General features: G+C 71.8%; 18 protein-coding genes. 7 read left to right on the forward strand and 11 right to left on the reverse strand.

The window, feature by feature from the left end; all coding sequences use genetic code 11:
* Positions 1-5: 5 nt before the first annotated feature.
* From ACPYN4_RS01720 to ACPYN4_RS01730, 3 genes are read left to right on the forward strand one after another with little or no spacing between them, the layout of a single operon-like run.
* Positions 6-1,232 (forward strand): glycosyltransferase 87 family protein, encoded by a 1,227-nt coding sequence (locus tag ACPYN4_RS01720; protein ID WP_424445468.1) that lies wholly within the window; start codon positions 6-8, stop codon positions 1,230-1,232.
* Between the two features lie 30 nt (positions 1,233-1,262).
* Entirely contained in the window at positions 1,263-1,580 is a 318-nt protein-coding gene (locus tag ACPYN4_RS01725) for a thiamine-binding protein (protein WP_424445469.1), read from the forward strand.
* A 28-nt stretch (positions 1,581-1,608) separates the two neighbouring features.
* Positions 1,609-2,829: an MFS transporter gene (locus ACPYN4_RS01730; RefSeq protein WP_424445470.1), complete on the forward strand. Its 1,221-nt coding sequence runs from the start codon at positions 1,609-1,611 to the stop codon at positions 2,827-2,829.
* 12 nt (positions 2,830-2,841) lie between these two features.
* Here ACPYN4_RS01730 and metX read toward each other — a convergent pair whose 3' ends face one another.
* Both metX and ACPYN4_RS01740 read right to left on the reverse strand, forming a co-directional pair.
* A complete protein-coding gene (gene metX, locus ACPYN4_RS01735; protein ID WP_424445471.1) occupies positions 2,842-4,044 on the reverse strand; it encodes a homoserine O-acetyltransferase MetX in 1,203 nt (400 codons plus the stop codon).
* Positions 4,045-4,270: 226 nt separating this feature from the next.
* Positions 4,271-5,593: a bifunctional o-acetylhomoserine/o-acetylserine sulfhydrylase gene (locus tag ACPYN4_RS01740; RefSeq protein WP_424445472.1), complete on the reverse strand. Its 1,323-nt coding sequence runs from the start codon at positions 5,591-5,593 to the stop codon at positions 4,271-4,273.
* A gap of 128 nt (positions 5,594-5,721) precedes the next feature.
* On the opposite strand from ACPYN4_RS01740, the gene ACPYN4_RS01745 reads away from it, so the two are divergent.
* Entirely contained in the window at positions 5,722-6,495 is a 774-nt protein-coding gene (locus ACPYN4_RS01745) for an SDR family oxidoreductase (protein WP_239282325.1), read from the forward strand.
* Between the two features lie 25 nt (positions 6,496-6,520).
* Here the strand turns inward: ACPYN4_RS01745 and ACPYN4_RS01750 are convergent, their stop codons facing one another.
* Complete coding sequence (locus tag ACPYN4_RS01750) at positions 6,521-8,011, reverse strand: MFS transporter (protein ID WP_424445473.1); 1,491 nt, start codon at positions 8,009-8,011, stop codon at positions 6,521-6,523.
* Between the two features lie 121 nt (positions 8,012-8,132).
* Here ACPYN4_RS01750 and ACPYN4_RS01755 point away from each other — a divergent pair, with 121 nt between their 5' ends.
* From ACPYN4_RS01755 to ACPYN4_RS01765, 3 genes are read left to right on the forward strand one after another with little or no spacing between them, the layout of a single operon-like run.
* A complete protein-coding gene (locus tag ACPYN4_RS01755; protein ID WP_424445474.1) occupies positions 8,133-8,633 on the forward strand; it encodes a phosphoribosyltransferase in 501 nt (166 codons plus the stop codon).
* Positions 8,633-9,325, forward strand: a complete 693-nt coding sequence (locus ACPYN4_RS01760; protein ID WP_424445475.1) for a uracil-DNA glycosylase — start codon at positions 8,633-8,635, stop codon at positions 9,323-9,325. The genes ACPYN4_RS01755 and ACPYN4_RS01760 overlap by 1 nt, the downstream gene beginning before the upstream one ends.
* A 10-nt stretch (positions 9,326-9,335) precedes the next feature.
* A complete protein-coding gene (locus tag ACPYN4_RS01765) occupies positions 9,336-9,953 on the forward strand; it encodes a GNAT family N-acetyltransferase (RefSeq protein WP_076691362.1) in 618 nt (205 codons plus the stop codon).
* A 9-nt stretch (positions 9,954-9,962) separates the two neighbouring features.
* Here ACPYN4_RS01765 and ACPYN4_RS01770 read toward each other — a convergent pair whose 3' ends face one another.
* From ACPYN4_RS01770 to ACPYN4_RS01805, 8 genes are all read right to left on the reverse strand, one after another.
* Positions 9,963-10,289 carry a protealysin inhibitor emfourin gene (locus tag ACPYN4_RS01770; protein ID WP_424445476.1) on the reverse strand — a complete coding sequence of 109 codons (327 nt, stop codon included), beginning with the start codon at positions 10,287-10,289 and terminating at the stop codon, positions 9,963-9,965.
* Positions 10,273-11,331, reverse strand: coding sequence for a M4 family metallopeptidase (locus ACPYN4_RS01775; RefSeq protein ID WP_424445477.1), 1,059 nt, complete (start codon positions 11,329-11,331; stop codon positions 10,273-10,275). The genes ACPYN4_RS01770 and ACPYN4_RS01775 overlap by 17 nt, the downstream gene beginning before the upstream one ends.
* A gap of 33 nt (positions 11,332-11,364) precedes the next feature.
* Positions 11,365-12,204, reverse strand: coding sequence for an ABC transporter ATP-binding protein (locus ACPYN4_RS01780; RefSeq protein ID WP_424445478.1), 840 nt, complete (start codon positions 12,202-12,204; stop codon positions 11,365-11,367).
* Positions 12,201-12,989 carry an ATP-binding cassette domain-containing protein gene (locus ACPYN4_RS01785; protein ID WP_424445479.1) on the reverse strand — a complete coding sequence of 263 codons (789 nt, stop codon included), beginning with the start codon at positions 12,987-12,989 and terminating at the stop codon, positions 12,201-12,203. The genes ACPYN4_RS01780 and ACPYN4_RS01785 overlap by 4 nt, the downstream gene beginning before the upstream one ends.
* Positions 12,986-13,900 carry an ABC transporter permease gene (locus tag ACPYN4_RS01790; protein WP_424445480.1) on the reverse strand — a complete coding sequence of 305 codons (915 nt, stop codon included), beginning with the start codon at positions 13,898-13,900 and terminating at the stop codon, positions 12,986-12,988. The genes ACPYN4_RS01785 and ACPYN4_RS01790 overlap by 4 nt, the downstream gene beginning before the upstream one ends.
* Positions 13,897-14,847 (reverse strand): ABC transporter permease, encoded by a 951-nt coding sequence (locus tag ACPYN4_RS01795; protein WP_239282313.1) that lies wholly within the window; start codon positions 14,845-14,847, stop codon positions 13,897-13,899. The genes ACPYN4_RS01790 and ACPYN4_RS01795 overlap by 4 nt, the downstream gene beginning before the upstream one ends.
* A 10-nt stretch (positions 14,848-14,857) precedes the next feature.
* Positions 14,858-16,369 carry an ABC transporter substrate-binding protein gene (locus ACPYN4_RS01800; RefSeq protein WP_424445481.1) on the reverse strand — a complete coding sequence of 504 codons (1,512 nt, stop codon included), beginning with the start codon at positions 16,367-16,369 and terminating at the stop codon, positions 14,858-14,860.
* Between the two features lie 133 nt (positions 16,370-16,502).
* Positions 16,503-17,429: an alpha/beta fold hydrolase gene (locus ACPYN4_RS01805; protein WP_424445482.1), complete on the reverse strand. Its 927-nt coding sequence runs from the start codon at positions 17,427-17,429 to the stop codon at positions 16,503-16,505.
* Positions 17,430-17,449 lie beyond the last annotated feature (20 nt).

Consider the following 17,449-nt stretch of genomic DNA (forward strand, 5'->3'; position numbering starts at 1 on the left):
GAGGGATGTCGAGGCGCGCGGTGCTGTGGATCGCGTTCGCCGTCGTCCACGCGGGCGTCGCGTGGCTCGGGTTCCTCATGCCGAACCAGCCCATGGGCGACGTGCACAACGTGTACGACCCCTGGTCGCGGATGGCCCTCGACGGCAGCGCGATCGTCGGGGTCACCGAGCCCTGGGTGTACCCGCAGCTCGCCCTGCTGCCGATGATCGCGGCGCAGGGGCTCGCCCCGCTCGCGGGCTACTACCTCGCGTGGGCACTCGTGGTCACCGCGGTCGACGCCCTCGCCTTCGCCGTGCTCGTCGGCCGCGCGCACGCCGTCGGCCGGGTCACTGCGGCGTGGTTCTGGCTGTCGTTCATCGCGCTGCTCGGGCCGGTCGGCCTCTACCGCCTCGACGGCTTCACGACCGCGCTCGCCGTCCTCGGCTGCCTGTGGCTCGTGGGCCGGCCCTGGCTCGCGTCGATCCTGCTGGCGGTCGCCACATGGATGAAGGTGTGGCCGGCCGCGCTGCTCGCCGCCGCCGTCATCGCGCTGCGCCGTCGGGGCGCGCTCGTCGGCGGCGCCGTGATCGTCTCCGCGCTCACGCTCAGCGGCGTCGTCCTCGCGGGCGGCGCGGCGAACGCGTTCGGGTTCATCGGCGACCAGACCAGCCGGGGCCTGCAGGTGGAGGCCCCGGTCAGCACGCCGTACCTGTGGGGCACCTTCTTCGACCCGCGCACGTTCTGGGTGTACTACGACCGCGACATGCTGACCTTCCAGGTGACGGGGACCGAGGTCGACACGGTCATCGCGCTCATGACCCCGCTGCTGCTCGTCGCGATGGCCGGCATCGCCGCGCTCGGCGTCATCGCCGTCGCGCGCGGCGCCCGCTACGCCACCCTGTTCCCGCCCCTGTCCCTCGCCCTCGTCCTGGGATTCATCGTCTTCAACAAGGTGGGCTCGCCGCAGTACCTCTGCTGGCTCGTGCCCTCGCTCGTCGTCGGCCTCGTGCTCGACCGGCGCCGGTGGGCGCTGCCGGCGACCGTCGCCCTCGGCACCGCGCTGCTCACCCAGTTGGTGTACCCGCTGCTGTACGGCGGCATCCTCACCCCGGCCCTCGTGCCGGTAACGGTGCTCACCGTCCGCAACCTCGCGCTCATCGCGCTGCTGGTCTGGATGGTGGTGCGCCTCGCGGCCATCGTCCGGTCACCGGTGCGCGACGCGGCCGCGCTGCGCGCGGCATCCTTCGCCTGAGAACCGCCCGCCACCGAATCGAGGAGTTCCATGCTCATCGCCTTCTCCGTCGCCCCATCCGGGACCGGTCGCGCCGACGGGTCCGTCCACGACGCCGTCGCGGCGGCGGTGTCCGTCGTCCGCGCCTCGGGACTGCCGCACCGCACCACGTCGATGTTCACCGAGATCGAGGGGGAGTGGGACGAGGTCTTCGCGGTCGTGAAGGCGGCGACGGATGCCGTCCTGCCGTACGGTTCCCGCGTCTCGCTCGTGCTCAAGGCCGACATCCGCCCCGGGCACACCGGTGAGATCGACGGCAAGATCGACCGCCTCGAGCGGGCCATCGAGTCGCTCCCGCACGACGCCTGAGCCTCCGCGGGGCCGCTAGCATGATGCGGTGACCTCCTCGACGCTCTCGAGGGGCGCGGCGACGTGGACGCTCCTCTCCCTCGCCATCGGATCGTTCGGCATCGGCATGACCGAGTTCGTCGTCATGGGCCTGCTGCCGCAGATCTCCGCCGACCTTCTGCCGACGCTCACCGCCACCGACCCCGAGGCCGCCATCGCCCAGGCAGGCTGGCTCATCTCGCTCTACGCGCTGGGCGTCGTCGTCGGCGCGCCGACGATCGCGGCATCCGTCGCGAAGTACCCGCGCCACCGGGTCATGCTGGGTCTCGCCGCCGCTCTGACGCTGTTCAACGCGCTGACCTTCCTCATGCCGACGTTCGAGATGGTCGCCGCCTCGCGTCTGCTGGCGGGGCTGCCGCACGGCGCCTACTTCGGCATCGGCGCTCTCGTGGCCGCCGACGTGCTGGGGCCGGGGTCGCGGGCGAAGGGCGCGGCCTTCGTGCTCACCGGACTCACGCTCGCGAACGTCGTGGGCGTGCCGCTCGGCACATTCCTCGGCCAGCAGCTGGGCTGGCGCGTCGCGTTCGCCATCGTGGCCGGCATCTTCGCCCTCGCGACCGTGCTCATCGGGCTGTTCGTGCCCGCCCACGCCGGCGACCCCGACCGCACCCTGCGCGCCGAGCTGCGGGCGTTCGGCATGCCGCAGGTGTGGTTCGCGATCGGCATCGGCGCGATCGGCTTCGGCGGGTTCTTCGCCGCCTACAGCTACATCGCGCCCGTCGTGACCGACGTGGCCGGAGCTCCGGAGTGGGCGGTGCCGGTCGTGCTGGTCCTCATGGGGCTCGGGATGACGATCGGCAACCTCGTCGGCGGTCATCTCGCCGACATCGACCTGAAGCGCACGCTGCTCGTCGGGTTCGTGCTGTTCATCGTCGTGCAGGCGCTGCTGGCGCTGACGGCCGCCTGGATCGTCACCCTCGGTGTGTTCGTCTTCGCCCTCGGCGCCATCACCTCCGCGCTGTCGCCGACGATCCAGTCGCGGCTCATGAGCGTCGCCGGTGACAACCAGTCCATCGCCGCGGCGCTGAACCACTCCGCGCTGAACATCGGCAACGCGCTCGGGGCCTTCCTCGGCGGACTCGTCATCGCGCACGGGTTCGGCTTCATCGCGCCGATCTGGGTGGGACTCGTCCTCGCCGTCGCCGGGTTCGCGCTGGCGCTGGTCAGCTACGCGCTGCAGGCACGTCGGCCCGCCGCCGTCCCGGCCTGACGCGCGGGCGGGTCAGGCCTGCAGCAGGCGCCGCAGGTGCGCGCCGACGGCGGCAGTCTCGATGAGGAACCCGTCGTGACCGAAGTCGCTGGAGAGGACGACGGCGCCGTCGTCGATCGTCGAGCGGATGCCGCGGGCGATGCGGTGCTGGCCGTCGACGGGGAATAGCCGGTCGCTGTCGATGCCGAGCACGAGCGTCGTCGCCGTGACGCGCGCGAGGGCGTCCTCGATGCCGCCGCGGTCGCGGCCGACATCGTGGGAGTCCATGGCGTCGACGAGCGCGATGTAGCTGTTCGCGTCGAAGCGGCGCGTGAACTTGTTGCCGTGGAAGTCGAGGTAGCTCTCCACCGCGAACCGGCCGCCGTGCCCGAGCGGGCTCTTGTCGGACTGCCATGACCGCTGGAAGCGCTGGTTGAGCTCGGTGGGGCTGCGGTAGTTCAGCAGCGCCATCCGCCGGGCCAGCGCCAGCCCCCGGTGGGGGCCCTCGCCGTCGGGGGCGTCGTAGTACTCGCCGCCGGCGAACCGGGGGTCGATCTGGATCGCCTCCAGCTGCACGCCGTTGAGGGCGATCTGGTCGGCCGTCGTCACCGGCGGTGCCGACAGCACCGCGAGGCGCTCCACCCGCTCGGGGTGCCCGACGCCCCACTCCAGGGCGTGCATGCCGCCCATCGAGCCGCCGATGACCGCCGCCCACCGGTCGACGCCGAGCGCGTCGGCCAGGCGCACCTGCGCGGCGACCTGGTCGCGGATCGTGAGGTACGGGAAGCGGGAGGCCCACTCGTAGCCGTCCGGCGCGATGGAGGACGGGCCGGTCGAGCCCTGGCATCCGCCCAGCATGTTCGGCGCCACGACGAACCAGCGATCGGTGTCGACGGGGGCGCCCGGCCCGACGATGTCATCCCACCAGCCCGCCGTCGGGTGGCCCGGTCCCGCGGGCCCGCGCACATGGCTGTCGCCGGTGAGGGCGTGCAGGATGAGGACCGCGTTGTCGCGGGCGGCGTTCAGCTCGCCCCAGGTCTCGTAGGCGAGACGGATGCCGGGGAGCTCCTCCCCGCCCTCGGTGGCGAACGCGCCGAAGGCCGCGAAACGACGCTCGCCGGCCGGATCGCCGTCGCGCCATGCGCCGGTCGCCGGCGGACGCGCGCGCAGCAGGCGCGCGTCGGCCTCCGTGATCGGCGCGGAGGGCACCGTGTCTTCGGAGGTCTGCCAGTCCATCCGTCCATTCTCCCGGGTCGGCGCGGATGCCGTCGTCGTGTTACGGGCGCCGGTGACGGCGGCCGGATGTCGCAAAAGCAGGCTGAATCGACCTCCGCGGTCCGCGGGGGACCGAGAAGGTGCGATTCAGCCTGCTTTCGGAACAGAACCGGCGCGGCACCGGAACCGGCGCGGCGCTGTCACGGGCGACGCGGCACCGGAGCCGGCACGGCGCGTGCGGCGCGGCTCAGGCGCGGGCGGCCTCCGAGACCCGGCGCGCGGCGGCGAACGCCCGCTCCAGGTCGGCCTTCAGGTCGTCGATGTTCTCGAGGCCCACCGACAGGCGCACCAGACCCGGCGTGACACCGGCGGTGAGCTGCTGCTCCGGGGTGAGCTGGGAGTGGGTGGTGGATGCCGGGTGGATCACCAGCGAGCGCACGTCGCCGATGTTGGCGAGGTGGCTGAACAGGCTCAGCGAGTTGACGAACTCACGGCCGGCCTCCACGCCGCCCTTCAGCTCGAAGGAGAGCACGGCGCCGACGCCCTTCGGGGCGTAGCGGTTGGCGGCGGCGTACCACGGCGAGCTGGGCAGCCCGGAGTAGTTCACCGACGCGATGTCGTCGTGGTTGTCGAGCCACTCCGCGATCTCCTGCGCGTTCTGGACGTGACGCTCGATGCGCAGCGAGAGCGTCTCGACGCCCTGCAGCAGGTTCCACGCGCTCTGCGGCGAGATCGCCGAGCCGAGGTCGCGCAGCAGCTGCACGCGCGCCTTGATGATGTACGCGAGGCCGTCGCCGACGGCCGTGGTGTAGCTCGCGCCGTGGTACGACTCGTCGGGCTCGGTGAGCCCCGGGAACTTCTCGACGTTCTGCGACCAGGCGAACGAGCCGCCGTCGATGATCGCGCCGCCGATCGTGGTGCCGTGGCCGCCGAGGAACTTCGTGACGGAATGCACGACGATGTCGGCACCGTGCTCGAACGGGCGGATGAGGTACGGGGTCGCGATCGTGTTGTCGACGATGAGCGGCACGCCCGCCTCGTGCGCCACGTCGGCGACGAGGCGGATGTCAAGGATGTTGATCTTCGGGTTGCCGATCGTCTCGGCGAACAGCAGCTTGGTGTTCGGGCGGACCGCGCGGCGCCACTCCTCGGCGTCGTCCTGGTTCTCGACGAACGTGACCTCGATGCCGAGCTTGGCGAGCGAGTACTTGAACAGGTTGTACGTGCCGCCGTAGATCGAGCTCGACGAGACGATGTGGTCGCCGGCCTGCGCGATGTTGAGGACGGCGAAGGTCGCGGCGGCCTGGCCGCTGGCGAGCGCGAGCGCGCCCGTGCCGCCCTCGAGCGCCGCCAGGCGCTGCTCCAGGACGTCCTGCGTCGGGTTCTGGATGCGCGTGTAGATGTTGCCGAACTCCGCCAGCGCGAACAGGTTCGCGGCGTGGTCGGCGTTGTCGAAGACGTAGGAGGTGGTCTGGTAGATCGGCGTGGCGCGAGCCTTGGTGACCGGGTCCGGCGCGGCGCCGGCGTGGATCTGCTTGGTCTCGAAGCGCCAGTTCTCGGGTGCGGACATGTTCGGCTCCTGCGTGGTTCGGGTGGTGGCGGGCGGATGCCGGCGACCACACCGACAGTACGGAGCGCCCCCGATGTCAACAAGCACGGGGAAATGTGACGTAACACCGGTCCGGGTACCGTAGAGGCATGACCAGACGTGCAGTGGTGACGGGGGCCAGCTCGGGGATCGGCGAAGCGACGGTGCGTGCTCTGCGCGCATCGGGCTGGGACGTCGTGGGTGTCGCGCGCCGGGCGGAGCGGCTCGAGGCGCTGGACGCCGAGGTCGGCTCCCGCTCGTTCGCCGCGGACCTGTCGAACGAGGCCGACGTTGCCGCGCTCGCGGCGCACCTCGCACAGACCGGCGACGTCCACGCGCTCGTGCACGTCGCCGGCGGCGCGCGGGGCACCGATCGCGTCGAGGACGGCGACCCCGCCGACTGGCGCTGGATGTTCGAGGCGAACGTGCTGTCCGCACAGCTCGTGACGGCGGCCCTGCTGCCGCTGCTGCGGTCCGCGATCGGGCCGGGCGGACATGCCGACACGCTGTATGTGACGTCGACGGCCGCGCAGACGGCCTACCCCGGCGGGGCGGGCTACAACGCCGCGAAGGCGGGCGAGGCGATGCTCGTGCATGCGCTGCGGCTCGAGCTGAACGGCGAACCCATCCGGGTTACGGAGATCGCCCCGGGCATGGTCTACACCGAGGAGTTCACGCTCAATCGCCTGGGCGGTGACCGGGCGAGCGCGGAGCGGGTGTACGAGGGCGTGGAGCACCCCCTCACGGCATCCGACGTCGCCGATGTCATCGCCTACGCGCTGAACGCGCCGGGGCACGTCAACCTCGACCTCGTGACGATGCGTCCCGTCGCGCAGTCCGCGCAGCACCTGCTGGCCCGCGGCCCGCTGCGTCCGCGCGGCTGACGCCCGAGTGAGCGGGGTCTCGCGCTCAGGCGGGGGGAGCGTCGGCGAACGCGACCTTCGGGACGAACAGCAACAGGACGGCGGCGAGGAACCCGCCGCCCGCGCAGATCGCCCACACGGTCATGTATCCGCCGAGGGATGCCGCGGTCTGGCTCGCGACGGCGCCCACGCCCGCCGCGAGCACGACGCCGAACACCGCCGACGAGAACGTGCCGCCGATCGTCTTGGTCGTGTTGGTGAGCGCGGACGCCACGCCCGTCTGCCCGAGCGGCGCGGCCGCGGCGGCCGCGGCCGGTAGCGCTCCGACGAGCGCGCCGCAGCCGAGGCCCGCGATGCACAGGTTCAGCAGCACCTGCCACAGCTCGAGGTGGAACGGCAGGAACAGCGTGTAGCCGACGCCGACGAGCAGCGCCGCGACGATCAGCACGATGCGCGGGCTCGCCCGGCGCGAGGTCACCGCGAACAAGATCGCGCCGACGATGAGCGACACGAGGTACACACCGATGATGTTGGAGCGCTCCGTGGCATCCAGCCCCAGGCCGTACCCGAGCGAGCGGTCGGTGCCGGCATACGTCGACAGCGGACCCTGCGCGCCGAGCAGGCTGATGCCGATCAGGAACGCCGTGACCTGCACGGGCCACATCTCGGGGCGGCGCAGCACGCGGATGTCGATGGCCGGGTCCTGCTGGCGCAGCTCGTACCGCACGAACAGGGCGAAGATGGCGAGACCCAGGACGATCAGCACGATCACCCAGGTCCAGGCGTCCGCGCCGAGGCCCAGCTCGCCGATCATGCGCATCCAGGCGAGACCGCCGGTGACCAGCAGCAGGCCCCAGGCGAGCAGCACGAATCCCCACAGGTCGAGGGAGCGGCCCGGCTCCGGCTTCGACTCGGGAACGCCGAACCAGATCACGACGGCGACGAGGGTCACCGCGACCGCGGGCACGATGAGGGTCGTGGTGAGGTCCTGCGTGGCGGCGAAGATGCGCCCGGCGGCCAGCGCGCCGATGATGGCACCGGCCTGCAGGCCCACGACGAGCAGGCCCGCCGCGCGCCGCGTGGTCGACACGCCACGCTGCTGACGCCGGCCGCGCTCGAAGATGAGCGCGATCTCCAGCGGCAGCCAGACGACGTAGAACCCCTGCAGCGCCCACGCGATGAGGAACGACCAGAACGATGTCGCAAAGGCCAGCCACCAGGTCGCCCCGGCCGTGAGGATCGCCGCGACCAGCAGGATCTTCTTGTGCCCGTACATGTCGCCGAGCTTCGCGAGGATCGGCACGACGAGCGCCGACAGCAGCAGCTGCGATGCCTCGAACCAGTTGACGTCGGAGTCGTGGATGCCGAGCGTCGTCACGATGTCGCTGAACAGGGGCACGTAGTAGCCCTGCAGGATGCCGCTGACGAGCTCGACCAGCACGAACCAGCCGATGAGCGCGGCGGTGACGCCGACCGTCGAGGAACGCACAGAGGCGGTCGCGGTGGCCAGCGGTCCCAGAGCCGACTTCGATGTCACGGCGCTCAGTCTAGGGGCGTGCCCGCCGGTCGCCGCGCACGCCGTGATGCGCCGCGCGGCCGTGCGTGACGCCGCGGGCGGCGGTTCGCGCCGGCTCACCGTGTGCTCGTAGGCTGATGGCGTGACGAGCGACCGCGAAGTGCTGACCTGGGACGGATTCGGCGAGGCGACGCGCGAGCTGTCGCGCACGATCCTCGCCGACGGCTTCGTCCCCGACGTCGTCGTCGCGATCGCCCGGGGCGGCCTGCTGCCCGCCGGGGCGATCGCCTACGGGCTGGGCGTGAAGAGCTGCGGGGCGCTGAACGTCGAGTTCTATACCGGCATCGGCACCGTGCTCGACGCCCCGGCGCTGTTGCCGCCCGACCTCGACCTCGGCTACCTCCCGGGCAAGCGCGTGCTGCTCGTGGACGACGTCGCCGACAGCGGCCGCACCCTCGCGCTGGCGGTGCGGATGCTGCAGGACGCGCAGGCCGACGTTCGCTCGGTCTGCATCTACACCAAGCCGGGTTCGGTCGTCTCGCCCGACTACTCGTGGCGCGAGACCGACCGGTGGATCGACTTCCCGTGGTCCGCCGCCGGTACGGTCGCCGAGGAGGACGCCGGCGCCGAGGCGAGCGCCTGATGGCGATGACCCTCGACGAGCTCGCCGCGGCCGGCCTCGTCGACCCCAGCTGGGCGCAGGCGCTCGCCCCGGTCGCGCCCGATATCGCGGCGCTCGGCGAACGCCTACGCGCCGAGGTCGCCGCCGGAACGCACTACCTCCCCGCGGGCGACAAGGTGCTGCGTGCCTTCGCCCGGCCGCTGTCCGAGGTGAAGGTGCTGATCGTCGGACAGGATCCCTACCCGACACCCGGCCATCCGATCGGGCTGTCGTTCGCCGTCGATGCCCACGTGCGCCCGCTGCCGCGGAGCCTGTCGAACATCTACACCGAACTGGAGGCCGACCTCGGCATCCCGCGGGCGCCGCACGGCGACCTGTCGGCGTGGAGCGATCAGGGCGTCATGCTGCTCAACCGTGTGCTGACCGTGGCGCCGGGCGCTCCGGCATCCCACCGCGGGTGGGGTTGGGAGAAGGTCACCGAGCACGCCATCCGCACGCTCGTCGCCCGCGACGCACCGCTTGTGGCGGTGCTGTGGGGGAGGGATGCCGCGAACCTGCGGCCCCTGCTGGGCGCCACCCCGATCGTCGAGTCGGCGCATCCGTCGCCGCTGTCGGCGAGCCGCGGGTTCCTCGGGTCGCGCCCGTTCTCGCGCGTGAACGCGCTGCTCGCACAGCAGCAGGCCGCGCCGGTCGACTGGCGCCTGCCCGCGTAGGCTGTCGCGCATGCTGGAAGAGGAGTACGACAAGACGCGCCGGCGCCTGCCGGCGCATCTGCGCCGCGTCGAGACCGAGCGTCCGTTCTCGTTCGAGATCCGCCCGGTGCAGGATGCCGACATCCCGGACATCCGCGAGATCTACAACCACTACGTGACGAACTCCGTCGTCACCTTCGATGAGAAGAAGTGGTCGCTCAAGCAGTGGCGCGACAAGGCGGCGCACCTGCACAAGCTCGGCATGCCGTTCCTCGTCGCGCAATCCCCGTCGGGGCAGGTGCTCGGATACGCGCTCGTCCAGCCGATGTCGTCGAAGTCGGCGTACCGGTACAGCGTCGAGAACTCGATCTATCTCGGGCAGGCCGCGACCGGCAAGGGGCTCGGCCGGGCGCTGCTGGAGGCGCTGATCGCGGCATCCGAGGAGGCGGGCATCCACCAGATGGTCGCCGTCATCAGCGACAAGGGCGCGGAGGCGTCGATCGCGCTCCACGAGAAGCTCGGCTTCGTCGAGGTGGGGCGGATGGGGCGCGTCGGCTTCAAGTTCGGCCGCTGGCTCGGCACGATCTACCTGCAGAAGCAGCTGCAGCCCAAAAAGCGCCGGCGGAAGCTGTTCGGCGCCGGTCGGTGAGCGGCGGAGTCACCCCGCCGCCGCCTCCCGCACCGCATCGATGAGCGTGCGCCACGGCCCTGAGGCCTGATCCTCGGTGAGGTCCGCGTGCCGCGAGGCGTCCGGCAGCGTGGCCCGCACCGACCACGCGAACCGGTCCGCGCCCGTCGGCCGCGCGCTGTCGCACTCGTCCCACGGGCAGGCCTCCACCAGAGCGCGCCACTGCGCGGCATCCTCGGCGCTCTGGGACCGCACCGCCCAGCGCCGCGTCATCCCGGCGATGCCGCCGGACCGACTGACGGTCACGGCCACGACGGCGTCGGGCTCGCCCCCTGCGGGTTCAGGATCGTTCGTCACCGTTCACGACCCCGACCGCGGACCACGCGGTGCGGACGGCGTCGGCCTCCTCCGAGTCCTCACCGTACTCCCGCGCGGCGACGGCCACCGTCTCCGCGGCGAAGGCCGCGAAATCGGCGGTGCGCGAAAGTCGTCCGCCGGTGAGCGCCAGGTACCAGATGCGGCCGGCGCGCTCCCATGCGTACCCGCCGAGGGCCGTCGCGACGAGGTGGAACGCCTTGTTCGGGATGCCGGAGTTGATGTGCACGCCGCCGTTGTCCTCGGTCGTCTCGACGTAGTCGCGCATGTGCGCCGGCTGCGGGTCGCGGCCGAGCACGTCGTCGTCGTAGGCGGTGCCGGGCGCCTTCATCGACCGCAGAGCCGTGCCCTGCACGGCATCCGTGAAGATCCCCGCCCCGATCAGCCAGGACGCCTCCACGGCGCTCTGCCGCACGAGATGCTGCTCCGTGAGCGCGCCGAACACGTCGGCGACGGACTCGTTCAGGGCGCCGGACTGTCCCTGATACTCCAGGCCCCCGGCGTGTTCGATCACGCCGTGCCCGAGCTCGTGTCCGATGACGCTCACCGAGCCGGTGAAGCCGGTGAAGACCTCGCCGTCGCCGTCGCCGAACACCATGCGCTCGCCGTTCCAGAACGCGTTGTCGTACTTCTGGCCGTAGTGCACGGTCGCCTCCAGCGTGCCGCCGGCGCCGTCGATGGCGGCGCGGCCGAAGGAGTCCCACAGCAGGTCGAACGTGTCGCCGAGGCCGTCGAAGGCCTGGTTGACCGCCACGTCGTCGGATGCCGGGTCGTCCTCGCCGCGCACCCGCACGCCCGGCAGCGTCTCACGGTGCTGCGCGTCGGAGATCGCGCGATCCGGTGCCGGAGAGCCCTCCAACACCAGCGCGTCGCCCTCGACCGTGACGTCGAGGTTCGCGCGCGTCGGGTGGTAGACGCGGGGCGTCGCGAGCGTCGCGCGGGCGGCCTCGGCTGCGACGGCCAGGTGCGGGGCCTCGGCGGTGGCCAGCCGTGCCAGCAGGTAGGGCGGGATGATCGCGTGCATGCGGGTCACCCTACGCCGCGCCCCCGACACCGGTCAGCCCCGGGGCGGGTCGATGACGGGGATCGAGGCGAGCAGGCGCCGCGTGTAGGCCACCTGCGGCGCGAGCAGCACCTTCTCGGTCGGGCCCTCCTCCACGATCCGGCCGTCCTTCATCACGAGGACCTCGTCGCACAGGTTCTGCACCACGCCGATGTCGTGCGAGACCATGACGAGGGTCAGCTGCTGGGCGGCGCGGAGCTCCCGGATGAGCTCCAGGATCTGCGCGCGGACGGTGACATCGAGCGCCGACAGCGGCTCGTCGCCGACGAGCAGCCGGGGCCGGTGCACGATCGCGCGCGCCAGCGCGACGCGCTGACGCTGACCGCCCGAGAACTCGTGCGGGTAGCGGTCGGCCATCTCCGGTTCGAGGCCCACGTCGGTCAGCACCTCGTGCACCCGGGCACGGCGGTCGCCCTCGATCCCGAGCGCCCACAGCGGCTCCCCGACGATGCGGCCGACGCTCATCCGAGGGTCGAGCGAGGCGTACGGGTCTTGGAAGACGATCCCGGTCTCGCGGCGCAGCCAGTGCAGCGATCGCGCGCCGGCGCGCGCGTCGACGGCACGCCCCGCGACTTCGACGGTGCCGCCCGTCGGCACGTCGAGGCCCAGCATGAGGCGCACGAGCGTGGACTTGCCCGAGCCGGACTCGCCGATGATCCCGACCGCGGAGCCGGCGCGGACGTCGAGGTCGGCGTCGTCGAGCGCCGTCGTCCAGCGCTTCGGCGTGAACAGGCGCCCGCCGCCCTGGCGGAAGCGCCGGGTGAGCCCCCGCACCCGAACCAGTTCCCGGGGATCCTGCCGCCGGCCTGTGCCCGGCGCGTCGTGCTCGGTCATGCCGCACCTCCCGGTCGCCACAGCGTGGCGGTGGCATCGCGCAGCAGACCCTGGGTGACGGCCGACTCCGGGGCTGTGAGCAGCCGTGACAGCGGTCCGCTCTCCACGACCCGGCCGTCGTCGAGGACGACCGCGTCGGTCGCGATCTGCGACAGCACGGCGAGGTCGTGCGTGATGAACACGAGTGACATGCCGTCCTGCGCGACCAGACCGTGCAGCAGCTCGAGGATCTCCGCCTGGATCGTGACGTCGAGCGCCGTCGTGGGCTCGTCGGCGATCAGCAGCCGCGGTCGGCAGGCGAGGGCCATCGCGATTGCGACGCGCTGACGCTGCCCCCCGGACAGCTGGTGCGGGTAGCGGCGCACGATCTGCGCGGGGTCGGGCAGTCGCACGCGCTCGGCCTCGGCGATCGCGCGCGCGGCGGCATCCGCCCGCCCGATCCCCTCGTGGATGCGGACCGACTCGGCGATCTGGCGCCCCACCGTGCGGATGGGGTTGAGGGCGGTGCGGGGCTCCTGGAAGACGATGCCGATCTCGTCGCCGCGCAGGCGCGCGAGCTCGCGGTCGGCCAGCCCGATCAGCTCGCGATCGTTCCAGCGGATGCTGCCGGTCGCCGTCGCGCCCTCTGGCAGCAGCCCGAGCACGGCGAGCGCGGTGAGCGATTTGCCCGAGCCGGACTCGCCGATGAGGCCGACCCGCGCGCCGTCCGGGACGTCGAACGAGACGCCGTCGACGACGCGGCGGCCGTCGATCGTGATGACGAGATCGCGGACGGCGAGGCTCATGCGATCACCGCCGGGGTGTGCGTCTGCGCCTCGGGCCGGGCGCTGCGGCGCCGGGACAGCGTCGGGTCGGTGGCCTCGCGCAGCCCGTCGCCGAGCAGGTTCAGCCCCAGCACCGTGAGCGTGATCGCGAGCCCCGGCCACACCACCGTGAGGGGGTGCACGGAGATGTACGTCTGCAGGTCCTTCAACAGCAGCCCCCAGCTCGGCTCGGTCAGCGGCGCCCCGAAGCCGAGGTAGCTGAGGCCGGCCTCGGCGAGGACCGCGACCGCCATGCCCCACGACAGCTGCACGATGAACACCGGCGCGACGTTCGGCAGCAGATGGCGCCACAGGTTCTGGAACGGGGTGAGGCCGCTCGCGCGCCCGGCCAGCACGAAGTCGCTGTGCAGCACGCGCCGCAGCTCCGGCCGCGTGACGCGGGCGATGTTCACCCCGAAGCCGATGCCCACCGACACGATCACGACCCAGAGCGATCCTCCCCACACCGACGAGATCATCATCGCGATCAGCAGCACGGGGAAGGCGATGAGGATGTCGACGAGCACGGCGACGGTCTCGCGCAGCCAGCGGGCGGTGAGGGCGCCGAGCGCGGCCAGCAGGATGCCGATGAGAGTCGCCACGACGCCCGCGCCGAGCGCGACCCACACGGTCGTGCGCGCGCCCGCCATGAGCAGGCTCAGGATGTCGCGTCCCGACCCGTCGGTCCCGAGCAGGTGCGGCCAGCCGGGAGGCGCCCAGCGTCCCGACACGTCGACACGCTGCGGGTCGAACGGCAGCCAGAAGCGGGCGACGAGAGCCGTGAGGCCGATCACGGCGACGACGATGAGGCCGAAGCGCCCCGTGCCGAGGTGCCACAGCCGGTGCAGCCACGCGAACCGGGCGGTCCCCGGGCTCTGGTGTCGAGGTGTCACTCCGCCTCCCGCTGCCGGGGATCGATGACCCGGTGGACGAGGTCGACGACGAAGCCGACGACGAGGACGAACCCGGTGAGCACGAGCAGCTCGCCCTGCACCTTCGGCAGGTCGCGGTTGCCGACATCGGCCACCAGCATCCGCCCGATGCCGGGCAGGCTGAACAGCTGCTCGATGACGACGGCGCCCACGATGATGCCGGCGACCTGCAGGCCGAGCACCGTGATGATCGACAGGCCGACGGTGGGCAGCCCGTGGCGCAGCAGCGCCTGGTTCCGTGTCAGGCCCTTCGCGGCGGCGGTGCGGACGAAGTCCTGACCGGTCGCCTGCAGTGTCGCCGACCGCACGAAGCGCATGAGCATGGCGCCCTCGACGACCCCGATCGTGACCGCCGGCAGCAGCAGCGACCGGAAGGCGAGCGAGGGCTCGGACCACCCGCTGCGCGGGAATCCCTGGGCGGGCAGCCACCCGAGCCACACCGCGAAGACCAGCACGAGCATCATGCCGGCCCACACCACCGGGACGGCGGCGACGGCCTGTGCCCCCACGCTCATCAGGGTCCCGTCGCGGTGACCGCGCCGCATCGCCGAGAAGACGCCGAAGGGGAGCGCGATCAGCAGTGCGACGGTCATCGACATGAGCCCGAGGGGGATCGTGACCTGCCCCTTCTGGAGCAGTTCGCCGACGACCGGCGCCCCGGTCAGCAGCGACGTGCCGAGATCGCCGCGGGGGATCCCGCCGATCCAGGTGAGGTACTGCGTGAGCAGCGGCTCGTTCAAGCCCATCCGCTCGCGCAGCGACGCGATCTGCTCGGGGGTGGAGTTCATCCCGGCGATGAGCTGTGCCACATCGCCGGGAAGAACCCGCAGCGTGAGGAAGATCAGCGCGCTGGCGACGAGGAGGCCCAGCAGCAGCAGGGCCAGTCGCGTCAGCGCGTAGCGGATCACCTCCGGTCGATCAGCCCTGGCTCTTGGCCAGCTCGGAGAGGTTGAGGCGCTCGTTGACGTTCACCGACGGGAAGCCGGTGACCCCGGAGGCGACGGCGACGACCGAGGCGCCGTTGTACAGCCAGTCGGCGGCCTGGTCCTCGGCGACGATCTTCGCGGCCTGCTTCAGGAAGTCCGCGGCGGTGTCGGGGTCGGTCGCGGCGACCGACTTGGCGTACAGCGCCTGCACCTCGGGGTTGTCGTAGGTGAAGTAGTAGTCCGGGTTCGCCCAGTTCTCGAAGTCACGCGCCTCGGTGTGCAGCACGAAGCTCAGCTCGTAGTCCTTGTTGATGTAGACGTTCTGCAGCCAGGCGCCGAACTCGACGGCATCGACCTTCAGCGTGATGCCCACGTCGTTGAGGTTCGAGACGAGGATCTGCGAGACCGTCGTGCCGTAGAACGACGGGATCATCAGCGTCAGCGTCAGGTCGCTGAAGCCGGCGTCGGCGAGGAGCTTCTTCGCGGCATCCGGATCGAACGGCGCCGTCGACTCGAGGTCCTCGTAGCCCGGGTCGAGCTCCGGGATCGGACCGTACAGCGTCTGCCCGGCGCCGAGCGCCTCGATGATGGCGTCGTGATCGATCGCCTGGCGGATCGCCTGACGCACGCGCTTGTCGGCGAGCGGCTCGGTCGTGGAGTTCATCGCGAGCGTGCCCTTGTCGGTGGACTTGCCGACGACGAGGGCGAAGTCGCCGTTCGCCTCGATCTGGTCCTTGAGGTTCGCGTCGAAGCCGGTCACGACGTCGAGCTCCCCGGCGAGGGCGCCGTTGAGGGCCGCCTGCGTGTCGGGGATGTAGTCGAAGACGACCTCCTTGACCCCGGCGGGCTCACCCCAGTAGTCGTCGTTGCGCTCGAAGGTGATCGAGTCGCCCTGCTTCCAGTCGGTGAGCTTGTAGGGGCCGGTGCCGTTCGCCTTGGTCTTGCGGTCGGTCGTGTCGCCCTCCTTGAACACCAGTCCGGCGCGACCGGTGAGGTTCCACAGCAGGGTCGAGTCGGGGGCGCTGAGGGTCAGCACGATGTCCTGGCCATCTGCGGCGATCGTCGTGACGTTCGCGAGGCGGGCGGAGTCGCGGTAGTCCGCGTTGTCGCGCACCTCGGTCAGCGACGTCACGACGTCCTGCGGAGTCAGCTCCTGGCCGTCGTGGAACGTGACGCCCTCGCGGAGCGTGAAGGTGTAGGTCAGGCCGTCCGCCGAGACCTCGTGGCGGGAGGCCAGGGTGTCGACGATCTCCTGGTCGGGCGTGCGCGAGACGAGGCCCTGATAGACGTTGTCGATGAGGATCTGATCGAGCGCGGCGCCGGCGGTCTCGCGGATGTCGAGGTTGCTCGGCTCGGCGACCAGGCGCACCGCGACGGAGGCGTCGGGGTCGGCCGGGCCCGCGGTGGCCGTCGGCGACGCGGTGCTGCCGCCGGTGCAGGCGCTGAGCAGCAGCGCGCCGGCCGCGAGCAGCGCGGCAGCGGCGACGGTGGTGCGACGAGGCATGTGGGGGTGTCCTTTCGTAAGGGCGGGCGCGCGTCGTTGCTGTTCGCACGGCCCGCGAACTCGGGTGCGCGTTACAGCCTAGGCTTTGCGCATCCGCGCACGGTCATCGTCCGTCTCAAACCGTCGCGGGGCGTCACGTGTTCCGTGCGACGAGGTGGGCGAGCGCCACCGGCTGCTCCTCCTGCACGTTGTGGCCCGAGGCCACGTCGATGACGGATGCCGCGGGCACCCGGCGGCGGAACTCGTCGGCATCCGCGGGGATGACGAAGCCGCGGTCGCCGCGGACGAGCGTGATCGGGGCGGTGACGGCCGCGAGGTCTTCCCAGCCGGATGCCGAGAGCGCGCCGCGCAGCGCGGGCTGTTGCGCCCCCGCGGCCTGCGCGGCAGCGGGATCGGCGGCGAGGGCGTTCGCCAGATGCGCGAAATGGTGCTTCCATTCGACGCGGCCGTCGGGGCGGATGCGGGAGTTGAGGAAGACGCCGCGGGTGGCTGCCTCGCGGGAGCCGCCCAGGCCGAACGACAGCGCCCGCTCGACGAGTTCGTCGCGGCTGGCCCAGTCGGTCGGTCCGGCGAAGAACGCCGCGATCGAGGCGGCGTCGCCGTCGGGGTCGATCCCGGGGGTGATGTCCACGATGACGAGTTCGCGGACGAGATCCGGGTGCGTGGCGGCCAGAGCGGCGGCGGTGAGGCCGCCCAGCGACTGGCCGACGAGCACCTGGGGCGCCGTGGTCCACGCCGCGATCGCGTCGGCGATGTCGGCGGCGAGCGTGCGGCCGGTGTACGCGGCATCCTCGCGCCAGGAGGAGTCGCCGTGCCCGGGCAGGTCCAGCGCGAGGGCGGGCAGGCCCAGCGCGAGCACCGTGGTGTCCCACGTGTGCGCGTTGAGGCCCGCGCCGTGGAGGAAGGTGACGACTGGGGGAGCGTCGCCGTAGGCCAGCGCGCTGACGGTGCGACCGTCGGGGAGGGCGTGGGTGAGGCGGCGTACCGGCGGCACCTCGGCGGGTGTCCCCGCCGCGCGCAGTTCCGCCGCCTGCGCGGGGAGGAAGGAGAACTCGTCCATCCCGCCATTGTGGTGCATGC

Origin of the sequence: Microbacterium sp. CH-015, from assembly GCF_049707015.1 — a bacterium.
GTDB lineage: Bacteria > Actinomycetota > Actinomycetes > Actinomycetales > Microbacteriaceae > Microbacterium > Microbacterium aurum.